Source organism: Polymorphobacter multimanifer (assembly GCF_014205635.1).
Lineage (GTDB): Bacteria > Pseudomonadota > Alphaproteobacteria > Sphingomonadales > Sphingomonadaceae > Sandarakinorhabdus > Sandarakinorhabdus multimanifer.
Genome location: NZ_JACIIV010000004.1, coordinates 135,389 through 158,912, shown reverse-complemented (window position 1 = coordinate 158,912; position 23,524 = coordinate 135,389). Strand labels below are relative to the sequence as shown.

The following is a 23,524-nucleotide window of genomic DNA, read 5'->3' as shown; positions in this document are numbered from 1 at the left end:
CCGATGCCTCCCCTAGACCTTGATCGTGATCAGCTTGCGCATGATGAACACCCCCAGAAAATACATCACCGCCATCCCCACCACGCCCGGCAGGAACCAGGGATCGTCGATCACATCGAGGTAGAAACGCGGCTGTGTGGCGAACATGAAGGCAAAGGTGAGCAGCGGCAGGGCCGTCAGCAGCGTCCCGGTCATCTTGCCTTCGCTCGCCAGCGCATTGACCTTGAGCACCATCTGCGCCCGGTCGCGGATCACGCGCGAGAGCCCCTCGAGAATGTCGGCAAGGCTGCCACCGGTTTCGGACTGGATGGCCACCGACACCACGAACATCTGCATGTCCTGCGTCCGCACCCGGTCTGCCAGGTTCGAAAGCGCGTCGCGCAGATTATAGCCATAGTTCATTTCCGCGAGCACCAGCCCGAACTCCGAGCTCAGCGGATCGGGCACTTCGGACACCAGCAGTTCGAGCGCCGAAGGCACCGGATAGCCGGCACGAAGCCCGCGCACGAAGATGTCCAGCCCGATCGGAAACTGCTTCTCGAAAAGGCGCATGCGCTTCACCGCCTGGATGTTGATGTAGCTCATCGGCAGCACCACCCCGATGGCGATCGCGAACACGATCACCAGGATGAACGCCAGCGGCGAAGTGAGCTGGCCGCTGATGCCGCCGATGATCGGAAAGATGATGCCCACCGTGAGCGTGGTCACCATCATGATCGTCGCCATCGTGGCACTCCGCATCCGCATTCCGGCCTGGGTCATCCGTGTTTCCACGAATTCCATCAGCGAAGGCAGCAGCGCATTGGTGTTGTCGGGCATCTGCCGTCGCAGCGATTCCATGATCTCGGCGTTGCTTGCCCCCTGCGACAGCAGCTCCATGCGCCGGCTCACCCGCTGTCGCGGCCCGACGATGTCGCGGTAGAACAGGAAGATGCCTTCCACGAGCAGCACCACCGCCAGGAAGACGGCGAGGTAGATCCCGAATTCGGCGTCGAGCAGCGCGTCCATCAGCCGGCGCGCTTCTTGTAGGGGTCGAACAGGTCGCCCGCGAGCTGGATGCCGCGCGACTGGAGGATCTCGGCAAACTTCGGGCGTACGCCCATCGGCTTCATCTCGCCGATCACCTTGCCATTGGCGTCGACCCCGGTGCGCTCGAAGCGGAAGATCTCCTGCATCAGGATGATCTCGCCCTCCATCCCCGTCACTTCGGCAATCGACGTCACCCGCCGCGAACCATCCGAAAGCCGCGACAGCTGCAGCACCACCTGGATTGCCGAGGCAATCTGCGCGCGGGCCGATTTGGGGCTGATGTCGATGCCCGACATGCCGATCATCTGCTCGATGCGGCTCAGCGCATCGCGCGGCGTGTTGGCGTGCACCGTCGTCATCGAGCCATCATGGCCGGTGTTCATCGCCTGCAGCATGTCGAACGCCTCGCCCGAGCGGATTTCGCCGAGGATGATCCGGTCCGGCCGCATCCGCAGCGCATTCTTCACAAGGTCGCGCTGGTTCACCTCGCCCTTGCCCTCGATGTTCGAGGGGCGGGTTTCCAGCCGTAGCACATGGATCTGCTGGAGCTGCAGTTCGGCCGAATCCTCGATCGTCACGATCCGCTCGCCATTGTCGATCGACGCCGAAAGCGCGTTGAGCATCGTCGTCTTGCCCGATCCGGTGCCGCCCGAAATGATCAGGTTGCGCCGCGAAGCCACCACGCCGCGCAGCACGGTGGCGGCATCGGCCGTCAGCGCGCCAAACCCCACCAGCTTGTCGAGATCGATCGGCGTCTTGGAGAATTTGCGGATCGAGAGGGCAGGACCATCGATTGCCAGCGGCGGGATGATCGCGTTGATTCGGCTGCCGTCGGGAAGCCGTGCATCGACCATCGGCGAGCTTTCATCGACCCGCCGCCCCACCGCCGAGACGATCTTGCCGATGATCCGCATCAGGTGCCGGTCATCGGCGAAGCGGGTGGGCACCAGCTCGATCTTGCCGCGCCGCTCGACGAACACGATCGACGCGGAGTTGACCATGATGTCGGAGATCGTCGGGTCCTTGAGCAGCGGCTCCAGCGGCCCCAGCCCCAGCAGCTCGTCGAGGATATCCTCCACCAGCTGCCGCCGCTCGGTGAGGTTGAGCGCGTGGTTGAGCTCCTTGAGCATCTCCTGCACCAGCTCGCCGATGTCGCGCCCCACCTGTTCGCGCGACATGCTGTCGAGTGCCGAGAGGTTGATCCGCTCGATCAGCTTCTGGTGCAGGCTCACCTTGAGCGCGGTGTAGCTGTCGGTGCGCCTGGCTTCGCTCGCCGTCGCCGGTACCGCGCGAACCGGTACCACAGGTGCTGCCGTCTCGGTGGCCGCGGAGTCCACCGGCAGGGGCGGCGGCACCGGCCTTTCGGCTGCCCCGGCGGCGGCTGCAACGCCGGGGCCCGCCTTGCGCGATGGCCAGATCACAGCGTCACCAGCGGCAGCGCATCGAGCGTGGCCACCAGCATCCGCAGGTCCTTCTCGATCCGGGACTTGATCTTGATCGTGGACACCGGCCGCCCCTCGTCGATCGCCGCCGACATCGCGGCATAGTCGTTGCTCACCACCACATCGACCTTGCGCTTCAATGCCTGCTCGGTCTGGGTGAGGTCGACCTTGCGGAACAGCGATGTCGCCACGCGATTGAACACCAGCAGCACCCGGTCCGAGAGGCCATTGGCATCGATCATCTCCAGCTGGCGCTTGGCCTGGTGCACCCCGGCCACCGAAAGCTCGCTCACCAGCAGCACCACGTCCGAGCGCGTCAGTGCCGCGGCCGACCAGTTGATCCAGGCATCGGGCAGGTCGACCAGCACCACGTCATAGGTGTCGGCGGCGAGCGCCAGCATCCGCTGCACCGCATCCGGGGTCACCATGTCGAGCGGCACGATGTCGATCGGCGCCCCCACCACCGCCATGCCGCTGTTGTGCGTCTCGGCCACCGAAGCCAGGAACTCGGCATCCATCCGCTCCCCGGCGTCGACGAGATCGGCCACCGTGAGCCGCGGCCGCAGGTTGAGATAAAGCGCTGCATTGCCGAACTGCACATCGAGGTCGATCAGGCAGACCCGCGCGGTCGCCGCCCAGATGACGCCGAGCTGGGTGGCGAGGCTGGTGGCGCCCACGCCGCCGAGCGCCCCGAGCAGGCTGATGACCTTGCCGCGGCGGCGCGGCGGCTGGAACGCCGGAATGGCCGGGGTCGCCGGCACGCGCGCCAGCGCCTGGCGGCCCGAATCGACCGCCTGCACAAGCTCGTCGGGGGTGAAGGGCAGCGGCAGCACATCCACGGCGTCCGACCGCAGGATCTGGCGTGTCGTCTGGACCGAAAGCGCGCGCACCGCGGCCACCACCGCCATCTGCCCGGCATGGCGCGCGCAGAAGCGCTCGAAGGCTTCCGTCTCGGCGGGATCGGCAGGGTCGATCTCGACGATCATCACATCGGTGCCGGCCAGCAGGTCGACCGCATGGGCAATGCTCGCCAGCGTGCCGGCCTGCAGCTGCAGCGCGATGTCGGGCATTGTCAGTTGCGTCACATCCAGCCGCGCCGCCAGATCGGGATGCAGGACGATGCTCACCCGCAGCACGGTGGACAGGTCGCGCAACGAAACCGGCGTCAGATTGCCCATCCCCACATCCTCCGGGCGTCAGCCCCAAAAGCCACTGGATGCTGGCCCCTCATTGGCCGCTTGGCGCCGGCACCGACGAGCCACCCGATGAGCCACCCGATGTTCTCCCGGGGTTGGCGGCGGCCGCCGGCTGCGCGCCGTTGCCCTGCCCGATGATCAGCACCGGGCGGATTACCCGCCCCTGCAGATACCGCCGCTGCGCCGCCACGCCGATCACGGCTTCACCGCCTTCGATCGGCACGCCCGCATGGCGCGGGGTCATGTCCACGGCATGCGCCACGACCGCGCTGCGCACCGAATGGCCCAGGTCCGGATCGCTGCCGGTCTGGCAGCCGCCGAGCAGGGCAAGCACCGCAACCGTCAGCATGGCGCGCCGCATTGCATGTCTCCCCGTCATCGAACGATGTGCCCGAAGTCACCCGACGGCCCGCCGGGGCGCGGCAGCGCGGAAAGCGGCAGGGTCTTCGAAGCCTTGCCATCGATGAACAGCTCGATATCCGAAGGTTCGAGCACCCGGTCGGTGGGCACCATGAGCGATCCCGCCGGCACCGGCCGCACCAGCCGCGGCGTCACGATCATCACCAGCTCGGTCTCGGCCTTGCTGGCCGCGATCGAGCGGAACAGCGCGCCGATCAGCGGAATGCGGCCCAGCAGCGGGATCTCGCGCACCGTGTCGAAGAAATCGCTCTGGATCAGCCCTGCAAGCGCGAAGCTCTGGCCATCGCGCAGCTCCACCGTGGTGCTGGCGCGCCGCGTCTTCAGCCCCGGAATGCGAAAGCCGTTGAGCTCGATCCCCGCCGCCGCGTCGAGCTGGCTGACTTCGGGCCGCACCACCAGGTTGATCAGGCCGTCCTCGAGCACGGTCGGCGTATAGGCGAGGCTGACGCCGAACTGCTTGAACTCGATCGACACCTGCCCGTTGAGGTTGACGCCGACCGGCACGGGAAATTCGCCGCCAGCCAGAAACGCCGCCGTCTCGCCCGAAAGCGCCACCAGCGTCGGCTCGGCCAATGTCTTCACCAGCCCGCGCCGCTCCAGCGCATCGATGCTGAACAGCAGATTGGCAGCATTGGGGATGCCCACCGCGATCTGGTAGGGGCTCTGCGACAGGTCGGGGGGAGAGCCGACCACCACGCCGGCTCCGCTGTTGCTGTTGAGGAACTGGAAGGAATTGATGCCGAGCTGCTGGACCGTCGACCGCGACATCTCGGAGAATTTCACTTCGAGCAGCACCTGCTGCACCGATCCGAGCGTCATCATGTTGACGACCTTGCCGGGGGCATAGGTTTCCGCCAGCGTGAGCACGCGCTCGGCAGCCGCCGCACTGGTCGCGGTGCCGCTGAGCACCAGTGCGCCGTTGGACACCGTTGTCGCCACCAATTCCGCCGGCAGCAGCTCGCCAAGCGTCGCCTTAAGGCCCTGCACATCGGGGCCGACGACGATGTCCACCACCGCGATCAGCCGGCCGCCCCTGTCGAAGAGGCTGAGGTTGGTGGCGCCGAGCCCGCGACCGAGCACATAGACGCTGGTCTCGCTTAGCGGCAGCACATCGGCCACGTCCTCGTTGCCGATCACCGCCTTGGCGAACGCCTGGCCGACCCGCAATGTCTGGGACTTGCCGAGCGGCACCTGCAGCACGGCCCCGGTGCGCGCATCGACCGCCTGCGCCGCCGCCGGTGCCCAAGGTGGTGCCCAAGGTGCCGCCAGCAACAGCGCCAGCGCCCACATCATGCCTCGCATGGTCACATTTTTTCCCGTCATTTGAGCAGCATTGTCCCGGCGTTCGGGCAGCCGGTACGGGCAGGCGGTGAGGGCACGCATCATCGTCATCCCCTGGGCACGCCATAACTGGTGGTGCTGGTGCCGCCCTTGCCACCGCGGAACACCTCGACCTGCGGGCCCGGCGGGATGATCGGCCCGGCGCGCGGCGCCGGTGAAGCGCTCGCGGCGGCGGGCTCGGCACTGCGCTGCGCCGCCTTGCGCAGGATGCGGCTCGGCATGCCGTCGGTCAGGTCGAAGAGCTGTGTCGTGGCAAGCTGCACCCGGCTCTCATCGGCGAGGTTGCGCAGCGCCACGCTCAGCGTGCCGACGTTCTGGGCAAGCGCGATCTTCTGCGCCTGCACCGGTGTCACTTCCACGGTGAGCGACTTGCTGATCTGTGGCGTGGTGTCGCCGGCATCCGCACGCTGCCCGATCGCCAGCACGCGGGCACCCTGCACCAGCAGGTCGGCACGCGGCAGCTCGTCATCGCTGCCGCTGTGCGTCACGAAAACATCGACACGGTCCCCCGGCACCAGGAACCCGCCGGCGCCCGACACTTCGCTCACCGGCAGCGACACGGCGCGCATCGTCTCGCCGAACAGTGGCGACACCGAAAGCCGCCCGCCCTGGCCCGAGATCGTCCGCTCGGTGATCAGTTCGTTCGGATCGAGCGCGCGCACCGCCACGCGCTGGCCCTCGTCGACAACATCGCTCACCCGGCTGTAGGTGCCGGCTGGCAGGCTTGCGGACGGGAAGCGCACGAGCTTGAGCTTTTCCAGCGTCACCTTTTCGCCGAAGCCGATCGGCGCGGCCGCCACCACCACCTGCACCGTCGCCACCTCGCCGGGGGCGCTCGCCACCTGTGCGCTGCGGCCGAGCATGGTGCGCGCCAGGAAGACCGCGAACAGCCCCAGCGCGATGGCGGCAACGAGCATGTAGATCGAGGATTTGCGCATTTCAGCCCTTGTGCCTCGTCATCCGGACGTCGCCATCCGCATGGATCCATTCCTGTGTCATCGCACCCAGTGTCGCGCCCATTGACGGCCGTAGCCGGCCAAAATGCAGAGTGCCGTGCTCACGCCGTGCGTTCCGATCGGCCAGGACAATCTGCGGCCTTCCCCGGCTCCTCATGCCGGGAGGCGGCGTGTGATTGCCCCGCAAGTCTCTGAATGCATCTGTTCTGACTTCCCTGTTCCGACATCAGTCTATCGACCAATGGTTAAGGAAACTTTCGTCCAGGTGGAGCGCAGGGGGAACCAATGACAATAATTTATGTTGTTGGCGCCACGCCTGCGCCGGTCGGATCAAGCAGGCAGCGAAAGGCCCGCACTCCCATCGCTGGAAGGCGGGCCAATTGCCGAGCCAGACTAGCGCCTGACGAGGATTATTCTCAGCTGCCTTCTGCGGCAGCGTTAGCCGTATCCAGGTTGGTCGAGGTGTTCGTGAAGGCCGTCGACACACCACCGCCGAGCGCGATGACGGCGGTCACGACAATGCCGCCCATCACGGCGAGCATCAGTGCATATTCGGCCGCCGAGGCGCCGGACTTGTTGATCTTGATGTTCTTCAGCAGCTTCATCATGATTTGTTTCCCTTGTTGCTTGGCCGGCGGAGCCGGTCGTCAGTTAACGCCGTCTCCGGTGCCGGAGTTGGCCAGGTCCGAACCGCCGCTTCCGTCCCACTGCATCGCATCCATTCGGGAGGCGAAACCGCTTGACCACCACCGCGCCAGCTCCACTTTTTGGTAATCTCGCCTCAAAAAAGCGTCAATATTGAAAGGGGTTGTAGACAGGTTCTCATACAAGACCTTACATTCGACTATGAGCCTTGGGCATTGAATTAACCACCTTTGAACTGTTAACACCATGCAGAAGCTGATTTTTTCGAACTTCTTGTCGACTGCGCCACAACAACTGTTAACAATATGGAAAAGCTGGATTTTTGGCTATCCAAGCATATAATGGCGCAACAATGATTGTGGGGCGCGTTAAGCAATGATTCGGTCATTTCCAGCCGCTGCACCACGCAGTGCACGAAAGATGCTGCCATTCCGGTTGTTGCGTCGTCTGCTATCGCGCGATCGCCGTGGCGTCTCCGCCGTAGAATTCGCCATGGTCTTGCCGCTGATGATGCTCTTCCTCACGGGCACAATACAATATGGCTTCATGATGTTTACTTACAATTCGATGCTCACCGCCGCGCGCGCCGGCGCCCGCTTCGCCGCTCTCGGCGGGGCGAACAATGCCGCCGTCACCACGATGGTGCAGGGCCTGTTGCCCGGCTGGGTGGCGCCGGGCGATATCGAGGTCACCTCCTCGGTCGTCAACGGCAACCAGGTACGCGTCAATGTGACGATCCCGGCCAGCGCATCCACGGTGCTCCGCTTCGGACCGATGCCGGAGACGCTGCGCGCCGACGTCGTGATGCTGCAGGAAAGCTGACCCACGGGGACAGGACAAGGGCGATGGATGACTGGTGCAGGAGGCTCGGCAGCGACGGCAATGTCGCGGCCATCTTCGCAATCACCCTGCCGGTGCTGCTCGGCACGCTCGGCCTCGCCGTCGATGGCGGCCGCATGGCGATCGAAAGCACGCGCATGCAGGCGGTCGCCGACAGCGCAGCGCTTGCCGGCAGCATGCAGCTCGGGGGGGACGATGCCAGCGCCTATGGCACCGCCGCCGATGGCAGCAAGGCGAGCAGCGCGGCGGTTATCGAGGCAGTGCAGTCGGTGATCGAGGCCAACCTCGGCGCCGCCGGCGCACTGGTCGTGCCGCCGGGGGCCATCGTCACCGGCCATTACGACATCGCCACCAAGGTCTTCAGCTCCGGCGGCAGCGGCGCCAACGCAGTGCGGATCGTCGCCGGCGAGACCGCCGCGGGCGGCAATCCCTTCCCGCTGGTGTTCGGCCCCTTCCTCGGCCGCGATACCGTCGACATTTCCAGTGCCGCCACAGCACTTGGCGGCTCCTCCTGCACGGCAAGCCAGACCTTCAGCTACCTCTCCACCGCCAAGCCCAACCGCGCCGCGGTGGTGACGATGGGCGAGAATGTCGGCGGCGTGAACCGCTACCTCATGTCGAGCGACGGCCACCCGATCATCCGCGTCGACAGCAGCATCGCCGCGCGCATCACCATACAGGTTTCGGGCAAGCCCAACCAGATCGTCGACACGCCGGGGCAGGGCAGCTTCTGGCACAAGCTCACCGGCATCTCGGTCACCCCCGCCCCCGGCACTGCCGCCACCATCACGCTGGTGAGCAAGGTGCTGTCCTCGGTACCGGACCAGACCAAGGGCGGCGGCACCGCGACCTGGAACAACGTGATCCGCGAAGTCGACAAGCTGCCCGGCACCGAAATCTGCATCCCCGGCGCCGAAACCGCCGCCCCCCGGCTCGTCGGCTGAGCGGCGGCGGCCTCAGCCGCCCTCCGGCCCGCCGCCTACCCCCTCACTTCACCGGCACACCGGGATATTTCACCCCCAGCTGCTCCAGATAGGTGCCATACTTGGCCGGATCATAGTAGAACGGCTCCATCTTCGGCCGCATCTCGGCCATGATCGCCCGGTTGAGATCGATCGCCGGCATGTCTTCGGGGCCGATCACCGGGTCGTACTTCTGCGTCTTGGTTTGCACTTGCGTGAAATAGGTTTTCGCGTCGGCAATGATCTTCGGCGTCGTCACCAGGTCGAGCACCGTCATCGCCACCGCCTTGGCACCCGCAACCACGCCCTTGTGCGCGATCGGCGTCGCCATCGCGATCGCGGACTGGACATTGTGGCCCACCGCACTCGGAATGTTGGAGGGGTAGCGGATGGTGATCGTCGGCACCGTCCACATGATGTCGCCGATATCGTCCGATCCGCCGCCCATCGAGGGCCCGCGGCCATCGGGAGTGGAGAGCGGGGCGACCTTGGTGGAGAGCGGCTCCACCTTCACCTTGTTGGTCTCCTGCATCGCTTTCGCAAAGGCCTGGTCTTCCGCCGACCAGGCCGGCATGCCCACCGCGACGATATTGGCATAGGCGGCTTCGGCGAGGGGCTTGTTGCCATGGTTGGGGGCGGCATAGCCGAGGATGCGGCGTGTCACCTTGGTGTCGGTTGCCATCGCGGCGGCTTCGGCAATGCGGTTGCCGGTCTCGTAAAGGGCGCGGACGGTGTCGAAATTGGTCTCGCGGAAATAATACCACACCGATGCGGTGCCCGGCACGATGTTGGGCTGGCCGCCGCCGTTGGTGATGACATAGTGCGAGCGCTGGGTGAGCGGCAGATGCTCGCGGCGGAAGTTCCAGGCGGTGTTCATGATCTCGACGCCGTCGAGCGCCGAGCGGCCGAACCACGGCGCGCCGGCGGCATGGCTGGTATAGCCCTTGAAGGTATATTCGACGCTGACCATGCCGTTGTTGCCCATGTCCCCCCAGCCGGTCGAGAAATCGCGGCTCACATGCGCGAAGATCGAGGCATCGACGTCCTTGAACAGCCCGGCGCGCACATAATAGGCCTTGGTGGCGAGCAGCTCCTCGGCAACGCCGGGCCAGAGCATCAGCCGGCCCTTGATGCCGTTCTTCTCCATCACCTCCTTGGCGGCGATGGCGGCAATGATCATCATCGGCATGCCCGAGTTATGGCCCTCGCCATGGCCGGGGGCGCCCTCGACCAGCGGCTTGATGGCGGGCGAGCCCGGCACCTGGCTCAGCCCGAGCAGGCCGTCGATATCCGAGCCCAGCGCGATCATGGGCCCCGAATCGCCCCAGGTCGCCGTCCAGGCGGTGGGGATGCCGGCAACGCCGCGGGTGATCTTGAAGCCGTTCTTCTCGAGAACGCCGGTCAGATATTCGCTCGTCTTGAACTCCTGAAAGCCCGGCTCGGCATAGCTGAACACCTGGTCGACCATCTCCTGCGCCATCTTGGTGCGGGCTTCGACGCCGGCGATCGCGGCGTTCTTGGCGGCAGCGGGGGCAGCGGCATGAGCGGGTGCCAGGGCAGTGGTGGCGAGCAGTGCGATCGCAAGCCCGGTCAGATGCAGTTTCATCGGTGTTTCCCCTCAAATAATCGTCCGGACCGCTTCACCCCAAGGCAGCTGGCACGGTCCGGATGATACAGTTCAATCAGTATTCGAAGCGCACGCCAACCCGGAAGACGCGCCCCAGCACATCGTAGAGCGCGCGGTTGGTCTGCGGATAGGCCGGGGTGTTGTTGCCGGTCGGGCCGTTGCCCACCAGCACCGGATCGGAGTTGAGCAGGTTCCGCACATAGAGGAACACCTCGGCCTTCGAGCGTTTCACCGTGAAGCGGTGGGTGATCGAGGCATCGAGATACCATTGCCCGGCGATGCCGTTGTCGTTGATCGTGCGCGACGCCGGGGTGGAGAGCGGGCAACCGCTGGTGCATTCGAAGAAGTTGTTGTCGTAGACGCCGCCCGAGAAACCACGGCCGACGACGTTGAAGCCCCATTTCTCCAGATCGTAATTGGCGCTGAGGCGGTAGTTCCAGCTCGGCACGCCGCCGCCGGCATTCTGCCCGGCGAGATCGACCGGCACGTCGATGCCGTTGTCGGTGAGGGCGGTGATATAGTGCGAAGCCACGCCGCGCAGCGTGAGGTTGCCGGTGCCGACCTCGGTCCGGTAGCTCGCCTCGAAATCGATGCCGCGCGTGCGCAGTGCCGCGAAGTTGAACGGCACCAGCCTGATCGAGGTGATGGGGCTGGACGCACCGACCGCGCCGTTGAAGGTGATGAAGTCGCAGATGTCGGCGCGATTCTGTTCGATGCACAGCGTGGTGATCGTCTGCGCCGAGATGGTGCCGATGGCGCCCGACAGCTTGATGTCGAAATAATCGACCGAGGCGGCGAAGCCGGGGAGGAAGGTGGGGGTGGCCACCACGCCCGCTCCCCAGGTCAGCGCCACTTCGGGCTTGAGTGCCAGATTGCCGGTGGTCTGCTCGAGGAACTGGTCGGACCGCTGGCCACCGCCCGGCTGGGCGACGTTGACGGTGTTGGTGCGCGCCGTGCCCGGCGTAAACAGCTCGGCCAGATTGGGTGCGCGAATGTCGCGCGAGCGCGTGACGCGCAGCTTGAGATCATCGATCGGCTGCCAGGTGCCGCCCAGCTTCCAGGTCGTCACCGTGCCCGAGGTCGAATAGTCGGTCACGCGGATGGCGCCGTTCAGGTCGAGCCCATCGTAAACCGGGAAAACGGCCTCGGCATAGGCTTCCTTGACGTCGAACTTGCCGCGCGTGACGAGATAATTGCCGTAGAGCCAGCCGCTGTTGAACTGCGGATCGACTGACCCATCGACACGTTCGCGGCGATATTCGCCGCCGAAGGCAAAGCTCACCGGCCCGGCCCAGTTGTCGAACAGGTCGTTGGTGGTGAAGTTGAGTGCTGCCACATCCTGGCGGATGCTCTGGAAGCGCTGCGGCTGGGCGCCATCGTTGAGAACATAGGCGATGCCCTGGGGCGTGGCTCCGCCCACGCCGATCCGGTTCAACGGCACGCAGCCGTTGGTCGGGTTGGTGAGGGTGGAACGGCAGACGATGGTGCCTGCGGCGATGCCGGCGGCATTGCCGTCAGGGGCGCGCACGGCGTCCTGCGCCAGTGTCATGCGGCTGTTGAGGAAGGTGTTGGTGAGCAGCTCGTTGGTCTTGGCAAGGCCGACCTGATAATAGCCCGACCAGTTCCACGATTGCTTGCCGATTTCGAAATCGCCATCGGCGCCCGCGACATAGCGATAGACATAGCGCTTGTTGTCGGAGCCCGGCACCGGCAACCCGACGTTCGAGGTGCCGATGCTCACCGAGGTCACATTAGCGGCGATCATCGAGTTGACGAAGGCGGTGGGCAGGAAGGCGTTGTCGCGCTGGATCGTCACGCCCACGGAGGGCGTCTGCTGGTAGAAGCTCTGGCCGCTGTAGCCTGCCCAGCTGAACTGGAAGAAGGGCTTGAACGCCGAAGAGACCTCATAGCTGATGCGGCCGAACACGTTGCCGCGCTCTTCGGCCGGGGCGAGGCTGTTGGTGTTCAGATGGCCATCGCGGCTGATGAGGTAATCGCCGCCGATCATCCACTGGCCGCGGCGCGGGCCATAGTTGAACTGGTTGACCGTGGCCTGCCCATTGGCGCCGATGGTGCCGAAATAGCTGCCCGTCAGCGGCCCGGTGTTGACGATGCCGCCGGGCGTGAACTGGTAGGTGCCGATGCCCGACCCGACAAAGCGCTCGGGCTGGCCATTGCCCTGCACGAAGGCGGGGTTGTCGATCTGGAAAAAGCCGCTCTCCTGCCAGTCGCGGTCATAGGTATCGACTCCGGTCTGCTTGAAATAGTCGCCGGCGAGCAGGATCTTGCCGCGGCCGCTGGCAAAGGGGATGCCCGCCGTCAGCCGGATGAGGTGGTTGGGCACATCGCCATAGGTCGTCTCGGAATATTCGTATTCGGCCTTGAAGCCCGTGTAATCGCGGTTGAGGATGAAGTTGACGACGCCCGACACCGCGTCCGACCCATAGACCGACGACGCACCGCCGGTGACGACTTCGACGCCCTTGATCAGCCCCTGCGGCACCGTCTGCACATCGACAAGGCCGACGGTGGAGGAGGCGACCGAACGCTGGCCATCGATGAGGATGAGCGTGCGCGCCGGCCCGAGCGCGCGCAGGTTGACCGTGGCGATGCCCGCCTGGCCGTTGGACAGCGACCCCGAGTTGGAGGAGGAGGTCTGCGATTGCTGCACGGCGGGCAGGGTGTTCACATAATCGCCGATGTTCGCCTGCGGCTCGGCCCTGAGCTCGACCTCGGTCACGATGTTGACGGGCGTGGGCGCATCATAGCCGGTGCGGGCGATGCGCGATCCGGTGACGACGATGGCCTCGGCGGAATCCTCCGGCGCTGGTTCCACGCTCGCCGGCTGATCGGCTGCAGCGGCAACCGCCGAGGCGGTGATGATCTGCGCCGCCGCCGGTTGTGCACCGAGCACGAGCGCCATCAGCCCGGCTGAAGCCAGCAAGCCATGACTTTGAACACTGCCAAGGCCGTCCGAACGAATCCGCTTAGATATAACCCCCGTCACTTGAGCCAGAACCACTTCCTCCCCAGGAAATGCATCCGTCGTGCAGGTCTCTCCGCATGCTCTCGCGCCGGGTGGCGTTGTGCCATCCTGTCCGAGCGCTTCAGTGTGCGGAAGACCGTGTGACCGTGGCGACCATACCCCGTCGCCGCCGCATTGATTTCACACTGGCGTCAAGGCTTGCAACAGAAAATTTCAAAATCGTCACATTGGCGGATGGATTGTGACAGATTTGTCGCGGTTGATGGCCGTGTTCGGTCTGGTCAATCGCGAACACCCTGTGTATCATGCGCACAAAGGGAGATATCCGATGCGCCTAGCTCTTTCCGCCCTGTTCCTGGTTGCCGCCGCACCTGCCGCGGCCTGCGATCTCGATTACCTGCCGGACTTTGCCGGCCACAGCTACCGCGTCGGCATGGACGCCGAAGAGGCTGCCCGCGCCAAGGAAGAGGCGATGGCCAATGCCCGCGCTGCCTTTATCAAGCAATATGGCCTCGCCGATGCCGAGCCCGCACCGGTTTCTGCCGAGCAGGTCGCCGCGGTTCCAGCCACTTCCACCGAACAGCGTTGACCGGCGCGGCGCGCGCCGCCGCCCCCCTCGTCCAGCTTGCAGGGCTGGCCCACAGCATCGCCGGCAAGCCGGTGATGGCGATCGGCGATTGGCAACAGACTTCGGGTGACCATGCGCTGGTGCTCGGGCCCTCGGGCTCGGGCAAGACGACGCTCATCAACGCCATCACCGGTCTCATCACCCCCAGCAGCGGATCGGTGCACATCGATGGCGAGCCGATGAGCGCGCTGCCCGCCTCGGCGCGCGATGCACTGCGCCGCCGCACCATCGGGCTGGTGTTCCAGACGCTGCGTCTCATCCCGGCGCTCAGCGTGCGGCAGAACCTGGCGCTCGCCCAGCATATCGCCCATGGCAAGCACGACGCCGCCGCCATCGAATCGCTCATCGCCCGGGTCGGCCTCGCCCATCGCATCGATGCCCGGCCGCGCACCCTCTCCCAGGGCGAAGGCCAGCGCGCCGCCATCGCCCGCGCGCTCATCACTCGCCCCCGGCTGGTCGTCGCCGACGAACCGACCTCGGCGCTCGACGATGCCAACGCCCTGGCGATGATCGACCTGCTGTTCGAGACCGCCGCCGCCACCGGCGCCACGCTGCTGGTCGCCACCCACGACACCCGCATCCAGAGCCGCTTCGCCACGGTGCTCACCCTCAGGTCTCCTGCAAGGGCCGCCGCATGACCTTCTTCGGGCTTTCCTTCGCCTATCTGCGCGATCGCGGCCTCAACACCGTGCTCAACATCGCGCTGCTGGCGCTGGCGGTGGCGACGCTCGTCATCCTGCTGCTGTTCGCCCGCCAGCTCGAAACGCGCTTCGATCGCGACGCCCAGGGCATCGACCTCGTGGTCGGCGCCAAGGGCTCGCCGCTGCAGCTCATCCTGTCGAGCATCTACCAGGCCGATGTGCCGACCGGGAACATCCCGCTCTCCTCGGTCGAGGTGCTGCGCGAGAACCCGTCGGTGTCCAAGGTCATCCCGCTGGCGCAGGGAGACAATTTTCGCGGCTACCGGATCGTCGGCACCGAGCCCGCCTACCCCGAGCATTATGGCGCGACGCTTGCCGAAGGCCGGCTCTGGGCGAAGACCGCCGAGGTGGTGATCGGCGCCGATGTGGCGAACGCACTGGGGATGGCACTCGGCCAACGTTTTGTCGGCAGCCACGGCATGTCGGACGACGCCGCCGCGCAGGGCCATGACCACGCCCCCTTCATCGTCACCGGCATCCTCAAGCCCTCGGGCAGCGTCGTCGACCGGCTGATCCTCACCAGCATCGAATCGGTGTGGGACGTCCATGGCATCGCGCACGGCGATGAAGACGATCATGACCATGATGGCGACGGCAAGCCCGACCATGCCCCCGGCGAGCATGACCATGGCGACGAAGACCATGACCACGAAGACCATGACCACGACAGCGACGGCAAGCAGGACCACGCCGCCGGAGAGCATGATCACGGCGACGAAGACCATGACCATGAAGCCGGGGGCCAGAAGCTCGATCCGGAAGTGACAGCGCTCCTCGTCTCCTACGGCTCGCCGCTCGCCGCGGTGCAGCTCCCCGGCTTCATCAACCGCCAGACCAACCTCCAGGCCGCCGTGCCCGCGGTCGAGATCACCCGGCTGCTGCAGCTCGTCGGCCTCGGCCTCGATGCCGTCCGCGCCCTTGCCGTGCTGCTGATGCTCACCGCCGGCCTGTCGATCTTCGTGGCCCTCTACACGGCGCTGCGCCAGCGCGAGGGGGACATGGCGATGCTTCGCGTCATCGGCGCCAGCCGTGCCAGCATCTTCGGCCAGATGATCTTCGAAGGCGTCGCGCTTGCTGCCGCCGGCGCCATCCTTGGCGTGCTGCTCGGGCACGGCGTCATCGCGCTTGCCGCCGCCAACTTCCGCCAATTGACCGAGCTGGGCCTCGATGCCGCGCACTTCGAAGTCGGCGAGGTCTGGATTGTGGCGGGCGCACTTGCTATCGGTGCCCTTGCGGCACTGCTGCCGGCAGTTCGCGTTTTCCGCGCCGACATCGCCGACACGCTGACCAACAGCCGCTAGGAGCCGACATGCGCCTTCTCATTGCCCTGGCCCTTCTCGCAACCCCCGCCGCCGTCATGGCGCAGGGCGCCCCCGACCGCAGCCTCAAGCCCTCCGAAAGCATCTGGAAGCCGGCACCCACCCCGCCCGGCGGCGTCGCCTGGTCGGTGCTCGAATCGACGAAGGAAGTGACGCGGAATGACGAGAAGAACCTCATCCGCTCCAAGCCGGTGTTCCCCGCCGCGGTCAAGTCATTGGCCGGCAAGCGCATCAAGCTCAACGGCTACATGCTGCCGTTGCAGAACGGCACCAACCAGACGCATTTCGTGCTGCTCGCCTATCCGCCCGATTGCCCCTTCCATTTGAACCCGATGCCGATGCAGTTCGTCGAAGTGCGCGCCGCAGCACCCGTCAAGGTCTCCTATGATGTCCGCACCATCGAGGGCGTGCTGACGTTGCACGGCGAGGACGAGAAGGGTATCTTCTACAAGTTCAGCGAGGCCAAGGAGATCGGCTGATGCGCACTGCGGTCATCGTCATCGCCGCAATTCTCGGTGCCGCCGCCGCACAGGCGCAGCCCGCATCGCCCTCGGTGCTCTACCGATGCCAGCAGATGCCCAACATGACGGTCGTCTTCGCCGATGATCATGCCGTGCTCGACACCGGCAGGGGCGAGCAGGTTCGCCTCGAAGGCGCGCGTTCCGGCTCGGAATTCAGGTATCGCACCGAGGATCACATGATCGTCGGCAAGGGGCCGTCGCTGCGCTATTACCGCGGCTATGATCGCCCGCGCATGTGCGGCCGGTCCAGCAGCACGGGCTGATCCCGCCCCCTTCCCACGACCCGCCATCGCGGTTAGGACCAGCGCGATGGTTGCCCATATCGACACCTGGATCTTCGATCTCGACAACACGCTCTATCCGGCGGCGTCGAGCCTGTTTCCGCAGATCGATGCGCGCATGGGAAGCTATATCCAGCGCCTGCTCGGCATCGATGCGGCGCAAGCCTACCGCATCCAGAAGGATTTCTACCACAGCCATGGCATGACGCTGCCGGGGCTGATGGCCGAGCATGGCGTCGATCCGCATGATTTCCTGGGCTATGTCCATGATGTCGATGTCGATGTCGTGCTGCCAGCACCCTTGCTGGCCGAGATGATCAACCGCCTGCCGGGCCGCAAGCTGGTCTTCACCAACGCCGATGCACCCTATGCCGAGCGCGTGCTGTCGCGGCTGGGGCTGACCGACTGTTTCGAAGCGACCTGCGACATCCATGCGCTCGGCTATGTCCCCAAGCCGCAGGTCGCCGCCTATGCGCATCTGTGCGAAACGCACGATATCGACCCCACCCGCGCGCTCTTCGTCGAGGACATGGCTCGCAACCTCGTCCCCGCCAAGGCGATCGGCATGACCACCGTCTGGATCGACAACGGGTCCGAACAAGGCCCCGGAGTCGCCCTCGACCATATCGATTACCGTGTTCACGATGTCGGCAGCTTCCTTGCCACCACGCTTGCCCTTCTGGAGTCCGCATGACCCGTATTGAAGCCATCATCACCGAAGCTTGGGCCAACCGCGAATCGCTCACCGAGGCCAACAGCGGCCTGCTCCGCGATGCCGTGCAAGCAGCACTCGACGGCCTTGACGATGGCAGCCTGCGCGTCGCCGAGCCCGATGGCGCCGGCGGCTGGACGGTCAACCAATGGCTCAAGCAGGCGGTGCTCCTGAGCTTCCGCCTCACCCCCAACGCCGGCATCTATGGCGGCCCCGGCAGCAGCCTGTGGTGGGACAAGGTGCCGACCAAGTTCGAAAGCTGGACTCCGGAAGATTTCCGCAAGGCCGGCTTCCGCGCCGTCCCCGGCGCCATCGTCCGCCGCGGCGCCTACATCGCCCCCGGTGCCGTCCTCATGCCGAGCTTCGTCAACATCGGCGCCCGCGTCGGCAAGGGCACCATGGTCGACACCTGGGCCACCGTCGGCAGCTGCGCGCAGATCGGCGAAAACGTCCATATCTCGGGCGGTGCCGGCATCGGCGGCGTCCTCGAGCCCGTCCAGGCCGCCCCCGTCATCATCGGCGACGGCGCCTTCATCGGCGCCCGCGCCGAAGTCGCCGAAGGCGTCCAGGTCGGCGAAGGTGCGGTGCTCTCGATGGGCGTCTATCTCGGCGCCTCCACCAAGATCATCGACCGCGCCACCGGCGAAATCCACATCGGCAAGGTGCCGCCCTACGCCGTGGTCGTCTCGGGCACCCTCCCCGGCAAGCCCCTGCCCGATGGCACGCCGGGGCCGAACCTGTACTGCGCCGTCATCGTCAAGACCGTCGACGCCCAGACGCGCAGCAAGACCGGCATCAACGAGTTGCTGCGGGATTAGACCCGATTGCAATCAAGTATAAGCAGAGCCTCCGGCGGCTGGGGCCGGCGGCCCCAGACCCCGATCGTTTAAATTGCCCTGTCCTGACCGCTCGCGCCGCATGGCCAGTCAAATGGGATCCGGAGGCCTGAGGCCGCGGCCGCAAGAGAACTTCTGCTGCCGGTTCAACCCAACAGCAATCAACCCTAGCGCAACACGGGCTGTACATCGACCAACGTGACGTCGCGCATCTGGTTTAGGTACGCCTCGTAATAGGGCTTGTGCGACGCGCCGACGATCGCAACTAATCTTGTCCCCGGAGCGCGACCGAGAACTTCGCGGATATTGGCCACCATTCGGAGATTCCGTGTCTCCCAATATGCAACATAACGCCGCCCATAGGCCTGTTCGGATGCTTCCGTCAGCGCCGCACCCCAATCGGATTGATATGCCTCGGCCGCCAATGACGGTGCGTTGAGTGCTCGATACAGGTCGAGCAGACCATTCGGTTGTCCGATCCCGGCATACAGCGCCTCATTTGCGGCAGCGCGGGCCTTGGTCGCCGGATTATCCCACGCCCGCGCCACCGCAGCACCATAGGCCTTTTCATCGACAGGTGCGCCCACGAACGACTGGTCATCGACGCTCCAGACCCTTTCCAGCCCCGACCTCGCGGCAAGCTGCGCCGCGACCAATTCCGTCTCGCTCTTCCTCGTCATCTGGGCTTGCAAATAGGCCACTAGCGGCTTTGTCAGGCCGCGATCGACCCGGCGTTCTGCAATCGGCAGGCGGAACCATTGCACAGTCGCCGATGCCGGTTCTCCGGCGGCCAGGAAAACGAGCGAGAGACGGCGCCGCTGCGCTGCCGACGGCGTAGCAGGCCAGTTCGCGAGCATTCGCTCAGCCTCGGCATTGGCGGCTGGAACGTCGAGCCCGACAGCACGGCCAGCAGCGGCGGGATCATAGCAGTAGGTTTCGACCGCCTCCGCCTGCCGCTCGCGCTGGCGACGCATGGCGTCGCATTGCAGGCCGGAGATGTTTTCGCTTGCGACGGCAGTTGGGCTCCATTTCGCAAGGCGCTGGAGGAGCGGCTCAACCATTTCCGGCGTGAAGCTGTTTGGCAAAGTCGACAAGTGCGGGGAACCAATCACAAGCACTTCGTTAGGGCGACCGGCGGGGCGGTCCCTCAGCAGATCAGGCCGGAAGGAGGGCTGATAACTCTGAGCGTTGACCATCTCCGTGCAACCTGCCGCCACCACTAGAACCGCTATCGTGGCCCGTATTATCATGTCCCCACCTCTCACTGTACTGCAACAATAATACGGCTGGCGCAGACTCGTCAATGGATCGGCCGAACTCCTAGCGAAAACCAAGAGTCATGGGGTCTGGGGCCCGAGGCCCCAGCCGGGCCCCATCGAAGCTTGCTTCGATGGGAACCCTACGCCGGAGGCCCCCTTGCCATCGCCCCTGTCCGGCTTCCATAAGAGGCCACGCAAGGGGAAACACATGAACAAGATCATCGCACTCGCCACCGTGGCCGTTCTGGCAGCGCCTGCGGCAGCGCAGGAACTGCGGCCCGACCAGGTCGCCTTTCGCGATCTCTACCGCGAGATGATCGAGACCAACACGGCACTGTCGGTCGGCGGCTGCACCGATGCGGCGCAGAAGATCGCGGTGCGGCTGAAGGCGGCGGGTTTTGCCGATGCCGATGTCACCATGTTCGCCACACCCGAAAACCCCAAGGAGGGCGGGCTTGTCGCGATTCTGCAGGGCCGGGACAGCAAGGCCAAGCCCATCCTGCTGCTGGCGCATCTCGATGTGGTCGAGGCCAAGCGCGAGGACTGGACGCGCGATCCGTTCAAGATGATCGACGAGGGCGGCTATTATTATGGGCGCGGCACGGTCGACGACAAGCCGCAGGTGGCGATCTTCACCGACACGCTCATTCGCTACAAGGCAGCCGGCAAGGTGCCGAAGCGCACCCTCAAGCTGGCGCTGACCTGCGGCGAGGAGACGACCTATGCCTTCAACGGTGCCGAATGGCTGGCGCGCAACAAGCCCGAGCTGATTGCCGCCGAGTTTGCCCTCAACGAAGGCGGCGGCGGCCGGCTCGATGCCGAGGGCAAGCCGCAGGGCATGGCGGTGCAGGTCGGCGAGAAGACCGTGCAGAATTTCCAGGTGGAGGCGACCAACCCCGGTGGCCATTCGAGCGTGCCGCGCGCCGACAATGCCATCACCGATCTGTCGATGGCGCTGGTCAAGATCAACACCCACCGCTTCCCGACGCAGTTCAACGACACCACCCGCGCCTATTTCACCACGCTGGCCGGCATCGCCCCGGCGCCGGTGGCCGATGCCATCCGCACGCTGATGGCAGACCCCGAGAACAAGGCCGCCAACGATCTCATCACCCGCGATCCGCTGATGAACTCGACGACGCGCACATCGTGTGTGAGTACCCTCATCAGCGCCGGCCATGCCAACAACGCGCTGCCGCAGCGCGCCACCGCGAACGTCAACTGCCGCATCTTCCCCGGCATCACGTCCGAAAGCGTGATGGCCGATCTGGTGTCGATCATCGGCAATCCGGCGGTCAAGGTGACGATGACAGCCCCCATCCGCCCGATCGCCGTCAGCCCGCCCCTCAACCCGGCGGTGATGGACCCGATCCGCAAGGTCGCGGCAAAGCACTTCCCCGGTGTTCCGGTCACGATCACCATGTCCACCGGCGGCACCGATGCCCCTTATCTGGCGCTGGCCAACATCCCCACCTATGGCATCCCCGGCATGTTCATCGATCCCGATGGCAATGGCGTTCACGGCCTCAACGAGCGCATGCGGATCAATGTGCTGATGAAGGGCCGCGATTACATCGACGACCTGGTACACACGCTCGCAGATTGAGGGGTGCAGATTGAGCCGGGCCGTCAACGCCGGATGGCGCGTGCCACCAGGATGACGATGGCAATGATCGCGGCCAGCAGCAGCGCCCAGGGCGAGCCGCCCACGATCAGGCTCGCCAGCGCTGCCCAGCAGCCGGCCAGCCCGATCTCGACGATGCCGATCAGCAGCATGGCGCCAGGGCGCTTGCGAAACGCGGTGCGCGGCATCCGTGGTCCGTGCCAAGCCTGCACCATCGCCATGCCCAGCCCGGCCACCGCCGCCAGCGGCAGCAGCAGCGCGCCGGCGAGCGGTGCGAGCGTTGCCAGCCAGATCGCCAGCGGCACCAGCGCCAGCACCGGCAGCCCGCACGCCACCGCCAGCTTGGCGCCGTTCAGCTGCCAGCCCGGCACGGGGGCCGCCTCCACCAGCTCGCGCGCTTCCTCGGCGCAGACGGTGATCCAGGCGAGGCTCGATGCCGCCATCACCGCCAGCGCCACGCCGCCGGCGAGCAATTGGCGGGCGATCGCATCGGGCGCGGCGCCGTCGCGCGTCGCCAGCCACAGCAGCGGCACCAGATAGACGAAGCGCAGCAGCACCTGCGCCAGCGTTTCCGGGTCGCGCCACAGCAGCTGCAGCTCCTTGATGACGAGCGATGCGGCGGCGCCGTGGAAGCCCGGCATCGGCGCCAGGGTGCTGCGCGCATGCTCCTCGCTCTCCTTCACCGCCAACCGCTGCGCGCCCGGCCCCATCGCCATCAGCAACGACAGGCCGGCGGCGCCCGAGAAGGCCAGCAGCGGCATCGGCTCGCCCATCATCGCCCGCGCCCCCCAATCGAACGGCGGCGGCGGCGTGGCCTCGGCGAGCCGCGCCAGCATCGCCGCCCGCCCGGCAACCGCGCCGCCGGCCAGCCCGCTCATCTGCGTGCCGATGAAGATGCCGAGGCCGAGCGCGGCACTTCCCAGATGCACCGCCAGCCGCGCGCGCCGCGCACCCAGCCAGTCGATGAGGGCTGCCACCACGATGAAGCCGAGGCCGGTGGCGATACCGGCACTGGTGAGCAGCACCAGCAGCGTGCCGCCCCAGCGCCAATGGCCGAAGCCCATCGAGAAGATCAGGAACGGCCCGAGCAGCGCCAGGAAGGGCATCGCCACCATCCAGCACGCCGCCAGCGCCTTGGCGAGGAACACGCGGGAGGCCGGCAGCGGCGCACTCAGCAGCAGGTCGAGGTCCCCGCGTTCGCGGAAGGAGCGCAGCACCTGCACCGAGGCGAGCGACACCATCAGCGGCAGCAGTGCTGCATGGGCGGCCACCAGCAGCGCCATGATCGCCGGCTCGGGCCAGTCGGGCGCATCGGCAAGCGCCTTCGCCGCCATCCAGCCGCCGATCACCGGGCCTGCGGCCACAAGCCCGAGGCCCAGCAGCGAGCGCAGCGGCGAGCCGCCGAAGCCGGTGCGCAGCGCAATGCGCACCTCGTTGGAAAGCAGATGGCCGAGACTTGCCGCCACGCCGCGCCTCAGCCCAGCGCCAGCGCCAGGAACACATCCTCGAGCGTTTCGCCGCTCGCACCCGACAGCTCGGCGGGCGTGCCTTCCGCCACCAGCCGCCCGGCGCGGATGATGCCGATCCGGTCCGCCAGCCGCTCCGCCACTTCGAGGATATGCGTTGTCAAAATGATCGTCTTGCCGCTGCGGCTGCGGTCGCGCAGCATGTCCTTCACCACCCGCGCCGCGGCGGCATCGAGGCCGGTCAGCGGCTCGTCGAGGATCAGCAGGTCGGGATCATGGATCAGGGCGCCTGCCAGCGCCACCTTCTGCCGCATCCCGCGTGACAGGTTTTCGCATCGCGCATTGCGCTTGGCCTCGAGCCCCAGCGCATCCAGCAACGCCGACGCGCGCGGCGCCGCAACCGCAGCAGGCACGCTCCACAGCCCGGCGACAAACGCCAGATATTCGAGCGGCATCAGCTTTTCATAGAGCAGCGGCTCGTCGGGCAGCCAGGCCACCCGCGCCTTGGCTTCGAGCGGCCGTGCCAGCGCATCGATCCCGCAGATGTGGATGCTTCCCGAATCGGGGCGCTCCAGCCCCACCACCATTCGCAGGCTGGTGGTCTTGCCGGCCCCGTTCGGCCCGAGCAGCGCATAGATCGAGCCGGCCTCGACCCGCATGTCGAGCCGGTCGACCGCCACAGCGCTTCCGAAGCGCTTGACCAGACCGGCAATCACCAAGGCTGCTGAAACTC

At 66.1% G+C, this 23,524-nt stretch carries 22 protein-coding genes; 10 read left to right on the top strand and 12 right to left on the bottom strand.

The features are described from left to right. Positions 1 to 12 precede the first annotated feature (12 nt). The 7 genes from FHS79_RS03770 to FHS79_RS03740 all read right to left on the bottom strand — a co-directional run bounded on the left by FHS79_RS03770 (position 13) and on the right by FHS79_RS03740 (position 6,992). Complete coding sequence (locus FHS79_RS03770; protein WP_184195577.1) at positions 13 to 1,008, bottom strand: type II secretion system F family protein; 996 nt, start codon at positions 1,006 to 1,008, stop codon at positions 13 to 15. Then, positions 1,008 to 2,333 carry a TadA family conjugal transfer-associated ATPase gene (locus FHS79_RS03765; protein ID WP_424022258.1) on the bottom strand — a complete coding sequence of 442 codons (1,326 nt, stop codon included), beginning with the start codon at positions 2,331 to 2,333 and terminating at the stop codon, positions 1,008 to 1,010. Before FHS79_RS03765 ends, FHS79_RS03770 begins: the two co-directional genes overlap by 1 nt. Before the next feature lie 113 nt (positions 2,334 to 2,446). Then, complete coding sequence (locus FHS79_RS03760) at positions 2,447 to 3,649, bottom strand: CpaE/TadZ family protein (protein ID WP_184195575.1); 1,203 nt, start codon at positions 3,647 to 3,649, stop codon at positions 2,447 to 2,449. Positions 3,650 to 3,698: 49 nt separating this feature from the next. Then, complete coding sequence (locus tag FHS79_RS03755) at positions 3,699 to 4,028, bottom strand: hypothetical protein (RefSeq protein ID WP_184195573.1); 330 nt, start codon at positions 4,026 to 4,028, stop codon at positions 3,699 to 3,701. A gap of 14 nt (positions 4,029 to 4,042) precedes the next feature. After that, positions 4,043 to 5,473 (bottom strand): type II and III secretion system protein family protein, encoded by a 1,431-nt coding sequence (locus FHS79_RS03750; RefSeq protein WP_184195572.1) that lies wholly within the window; start codon positions 5,471 to 5,473, stop codon positions 4,043 to 4,045. A gap of 2 nt (positions 5,474 to 5,475) precedes the next feature. After that, positions 5,476 to 6,366: a Flp pilus assembly protein CpaB gene (cpaB, locus tag FHS79_RS03745; RefSeq protein ID WP_184195570.1), complete on the bottom strand. Its 891-nt coding sequence runs from the start codon at positions 6,364 to 6,366 to the stop codon at positions 5,476 to 5,478. Positions 6,367 to 6,800: 434 nt separating this feature from the next. After that, positions 6,801 to 6,992 carry a Flp family type IVb pilin gene (locus tag FHS79_RS03740; RefSeq protein WP_184195566.1) on the bottom strand — a complete coding sequence of 64 codons (192 nt, stop codon included), beginning with the start codon at positions 6,990 to 6,992 and terminating at the stop codon, positions 6,801 to 6,803. A gap of 412 nt (positions 6,993 to 7,404) precedes the next feature. Here FHS79_RS03740 and FHS79_RS03735 point away from each other — a divergent pair, with 412 nt between their 5' ends. Both FHS79_RS03735 and FHS79_RS03730 read left to right on the top strand, forming a co-directional pair. Beyond that, entirely contained in the window at positions 7,405 to 7,851 is a 447-nt protein-coding gene (locus FHS79_RS03735; RefSeq protein ID WP_308430138.1) for a TadE family protein, read from the top strand. Between the two features lie 23 nt (positions 7,852 to 7,874). Beyond that, complete coding sequence (locus FHS79_RS03730; RefSeq protein ID WP_184195561.1) at positions 7,875 to 8,813, top strand: pilus assembly protein TadG-related protein; 939 nt, start codon at positions 7,875 to 7,877, stop codon at positions 8,811 to 8,813. Between the two features lie 43 nt (positions 8,814 to 8,856). Here the strand turns inward: FHS79_RS03730 and FHS79_RS03725 are convergent, their stop codons facing one another. Then, positions 8,857 to 10,437 carry an amidohydrolase gene (locus tag FHS79_RS03725; protein ID WP_184195558.1) on the bottom strand — a complete coding sequence of 527 codons (1,581 nt, stop codon included), beginning with the start codon at positions 10,435 to 10,437 and terminating at the stop codon, positions 8,857 to 8,859. Between the two features lie 76 nt (positions 10,438 to 10,513). Further along, positions 10,514 to 13,381, bottom strand: coding sequence for a TonB-dependent receptor plug domain-containing protein (locus tag FHS79_RS03720; protein ID WP_184195554.1), 2,868 nt, complete (start codon positions 13,379 to 13,381; stop codon positions 10,514 to 10,516). A 391-nt stretch (positions 13,382 to 13,772) separates the two neighbouring features. Between FHS79_RS03720 and FHS79_RS03715 the strand changes: the two genes are divergently transcribed. From FHS79_RS03715 to FHS79_RS03685, 7 genes are read left to right on the top strand one after another with little or no spacing between them, the layout of a single operon-like run. Beyond that, positions 13,773 to 14,033, top strand: coding sequence for a hypothetical protein (locus tag FHS79_RS03715; RefSeq protein WP_184195552.1), 261 nt, complete (start codon positions 13,773 to 13,775; stop codon positions 14,031 to 14,033). Next, entirely contained in the window at positions 14,030 to 14,710 is a 681-nt protein-coding gene (locus tag FHS79_RS03710) for an ABC transporter ATP-binding protein (protein WP_243452627.1), read from the top strand. Before FHS79_RS03715 ends, FHS79_RS03710 begins: the two co-directional genes overlap by 4 nt. Beyond that, a complete protein-coding gene (locus tag FHS79_RS03705; RefSeq protein ID WP_184195549.1) occupies positions 14,707 to 16,074 on the top strand; it encodes an ABC transporter permease in 1,368 nt (455 codons plus the stop codon). Before FHS79_RS03710 ends, FHS79_RS03705 begins: the two co-directional genes overlap by 4 nt. Positions 16,075 to 16,082: 8 nt before the next feature. After that, on the top strand, positions 16,083 to 16,571 hold the full coding sequence (locus FHS79_RS03700) for a DUF3299 domain-containing protein (protein ID WP_184195546.1): 489 nt from the start codon (positions 16,083 to 16,085) through the stop codon (positions 16,569 to 16,571). Beyond that, positions 16,571 to 16,876, top strand: a complete 306-nt coding sequence (locus tag FHS79_RS03695; protein ID WP_184195543.1) for an MliC family protein — start codon at positions 16,571 to 16,573, stop codon at positions 16,874 to 16,876. The genes FHS79_RS03700 and FHS79_RS03695 overlap by 1 nt, the downstream gene beginning before the upstream one ends. Before the next feature lie 46 nt (positions 16,877 to 16,922). Beyond that, entirely contained in the window at positions 16,923 to 17,588 is a 666-nt protein-coding gene (locus FHS79_RS03690; protein ID WP_184195540.1) for a pyrimidine 5'-nucleotidase, read from the top strand. Next, positions 17,585 to 18,424, top strand: a complete 840-nt coding sequence (locus tag FHS79_RS03685) for a 2,3,4,5-tetrahydropyridine-2,6-dicarboxylate N-succinyltransferase (protein WP_184195538.1) — start codon at positions 17,585 to 17,587, stop codon at positions 18,422 to 18,424. Before FHS79_RS03690 ends, FHS79_RS03685 begins: the two co-directional genes overlap by 4 nt. A gap of 185 nt (positions 18,425 to 18,609) precedes the next feature. Here the strand turns inward: FHS79_RS03685 and FHS79_RS03680 are convergent, their stop codons facing one another. Continuing rightward, positions 18,610 to 19,503 carry a DUF5694 domain-containing protein gene (locus FHS79_RS03680; RefSeq protein ID WP_243452626.1) on the bottom strand — a complete coding sequence of 298 codons (894 nt, stop codon included), beginning with the start codon at positions 19,501 to 19,503 and terminating at the stop codon, positions 18,610 to 18,612. Positions 19,504 to 19,909: 406 nt separating this feature from the next. Between FHS79_RS03680 and FHS79_RS03675 the strand changes: the two genes are divergently transcribed. After that, positions 19,910 to 21,307 (top strand): M20/M25/M40 family metallo-hydrolase, encoded by a 1,398-nt coding sequence (locus tag FHS79_RS03675; protein ID WP_184195532.1) that lies wholly within the window; start codon positions 19,910 to 19,912, stop codon positions 21,305 to 21,307. Between the two features lie 23 nt (positions 21,308 to 21,330). Here FHS79_RS03675 and FHS79_RS03670 read toward each other — a convergent pair whose 3' ends face one another. Both FHS79_RS03670 and FHS79_RS03665 read right to left on the bottom strand, forming a co-directional pair. Then, on the bottom strand, positions 21,331 to 22,791 hold the full coding sequence (locus tag FHS79_RS03670) for a hypothetical protein (RefSeq protein WP_184195529.1): 1,461 nt from the start codon (positions 22,789 to 22,791) through the stop codon (positions 21,331 to 21,333). 8 nt (positions 22,792 to 22,799) lie between these two features. After that, positions 22,800 to 23,507 carry an ABC transporter ATP-binding protein gene (locus FHS79_RS03665; protein WP_341534409.1) on the bottom strand — a complete coding sequence of 236 codons (708 nt, stop codon included), beginning with the start codon at positions 23,505 to 23,507 and terminating at the stop codon, positions 22,800 to 22,802. Positions 23,508 to 23,524: the final 17 nt, after the last annotated feature.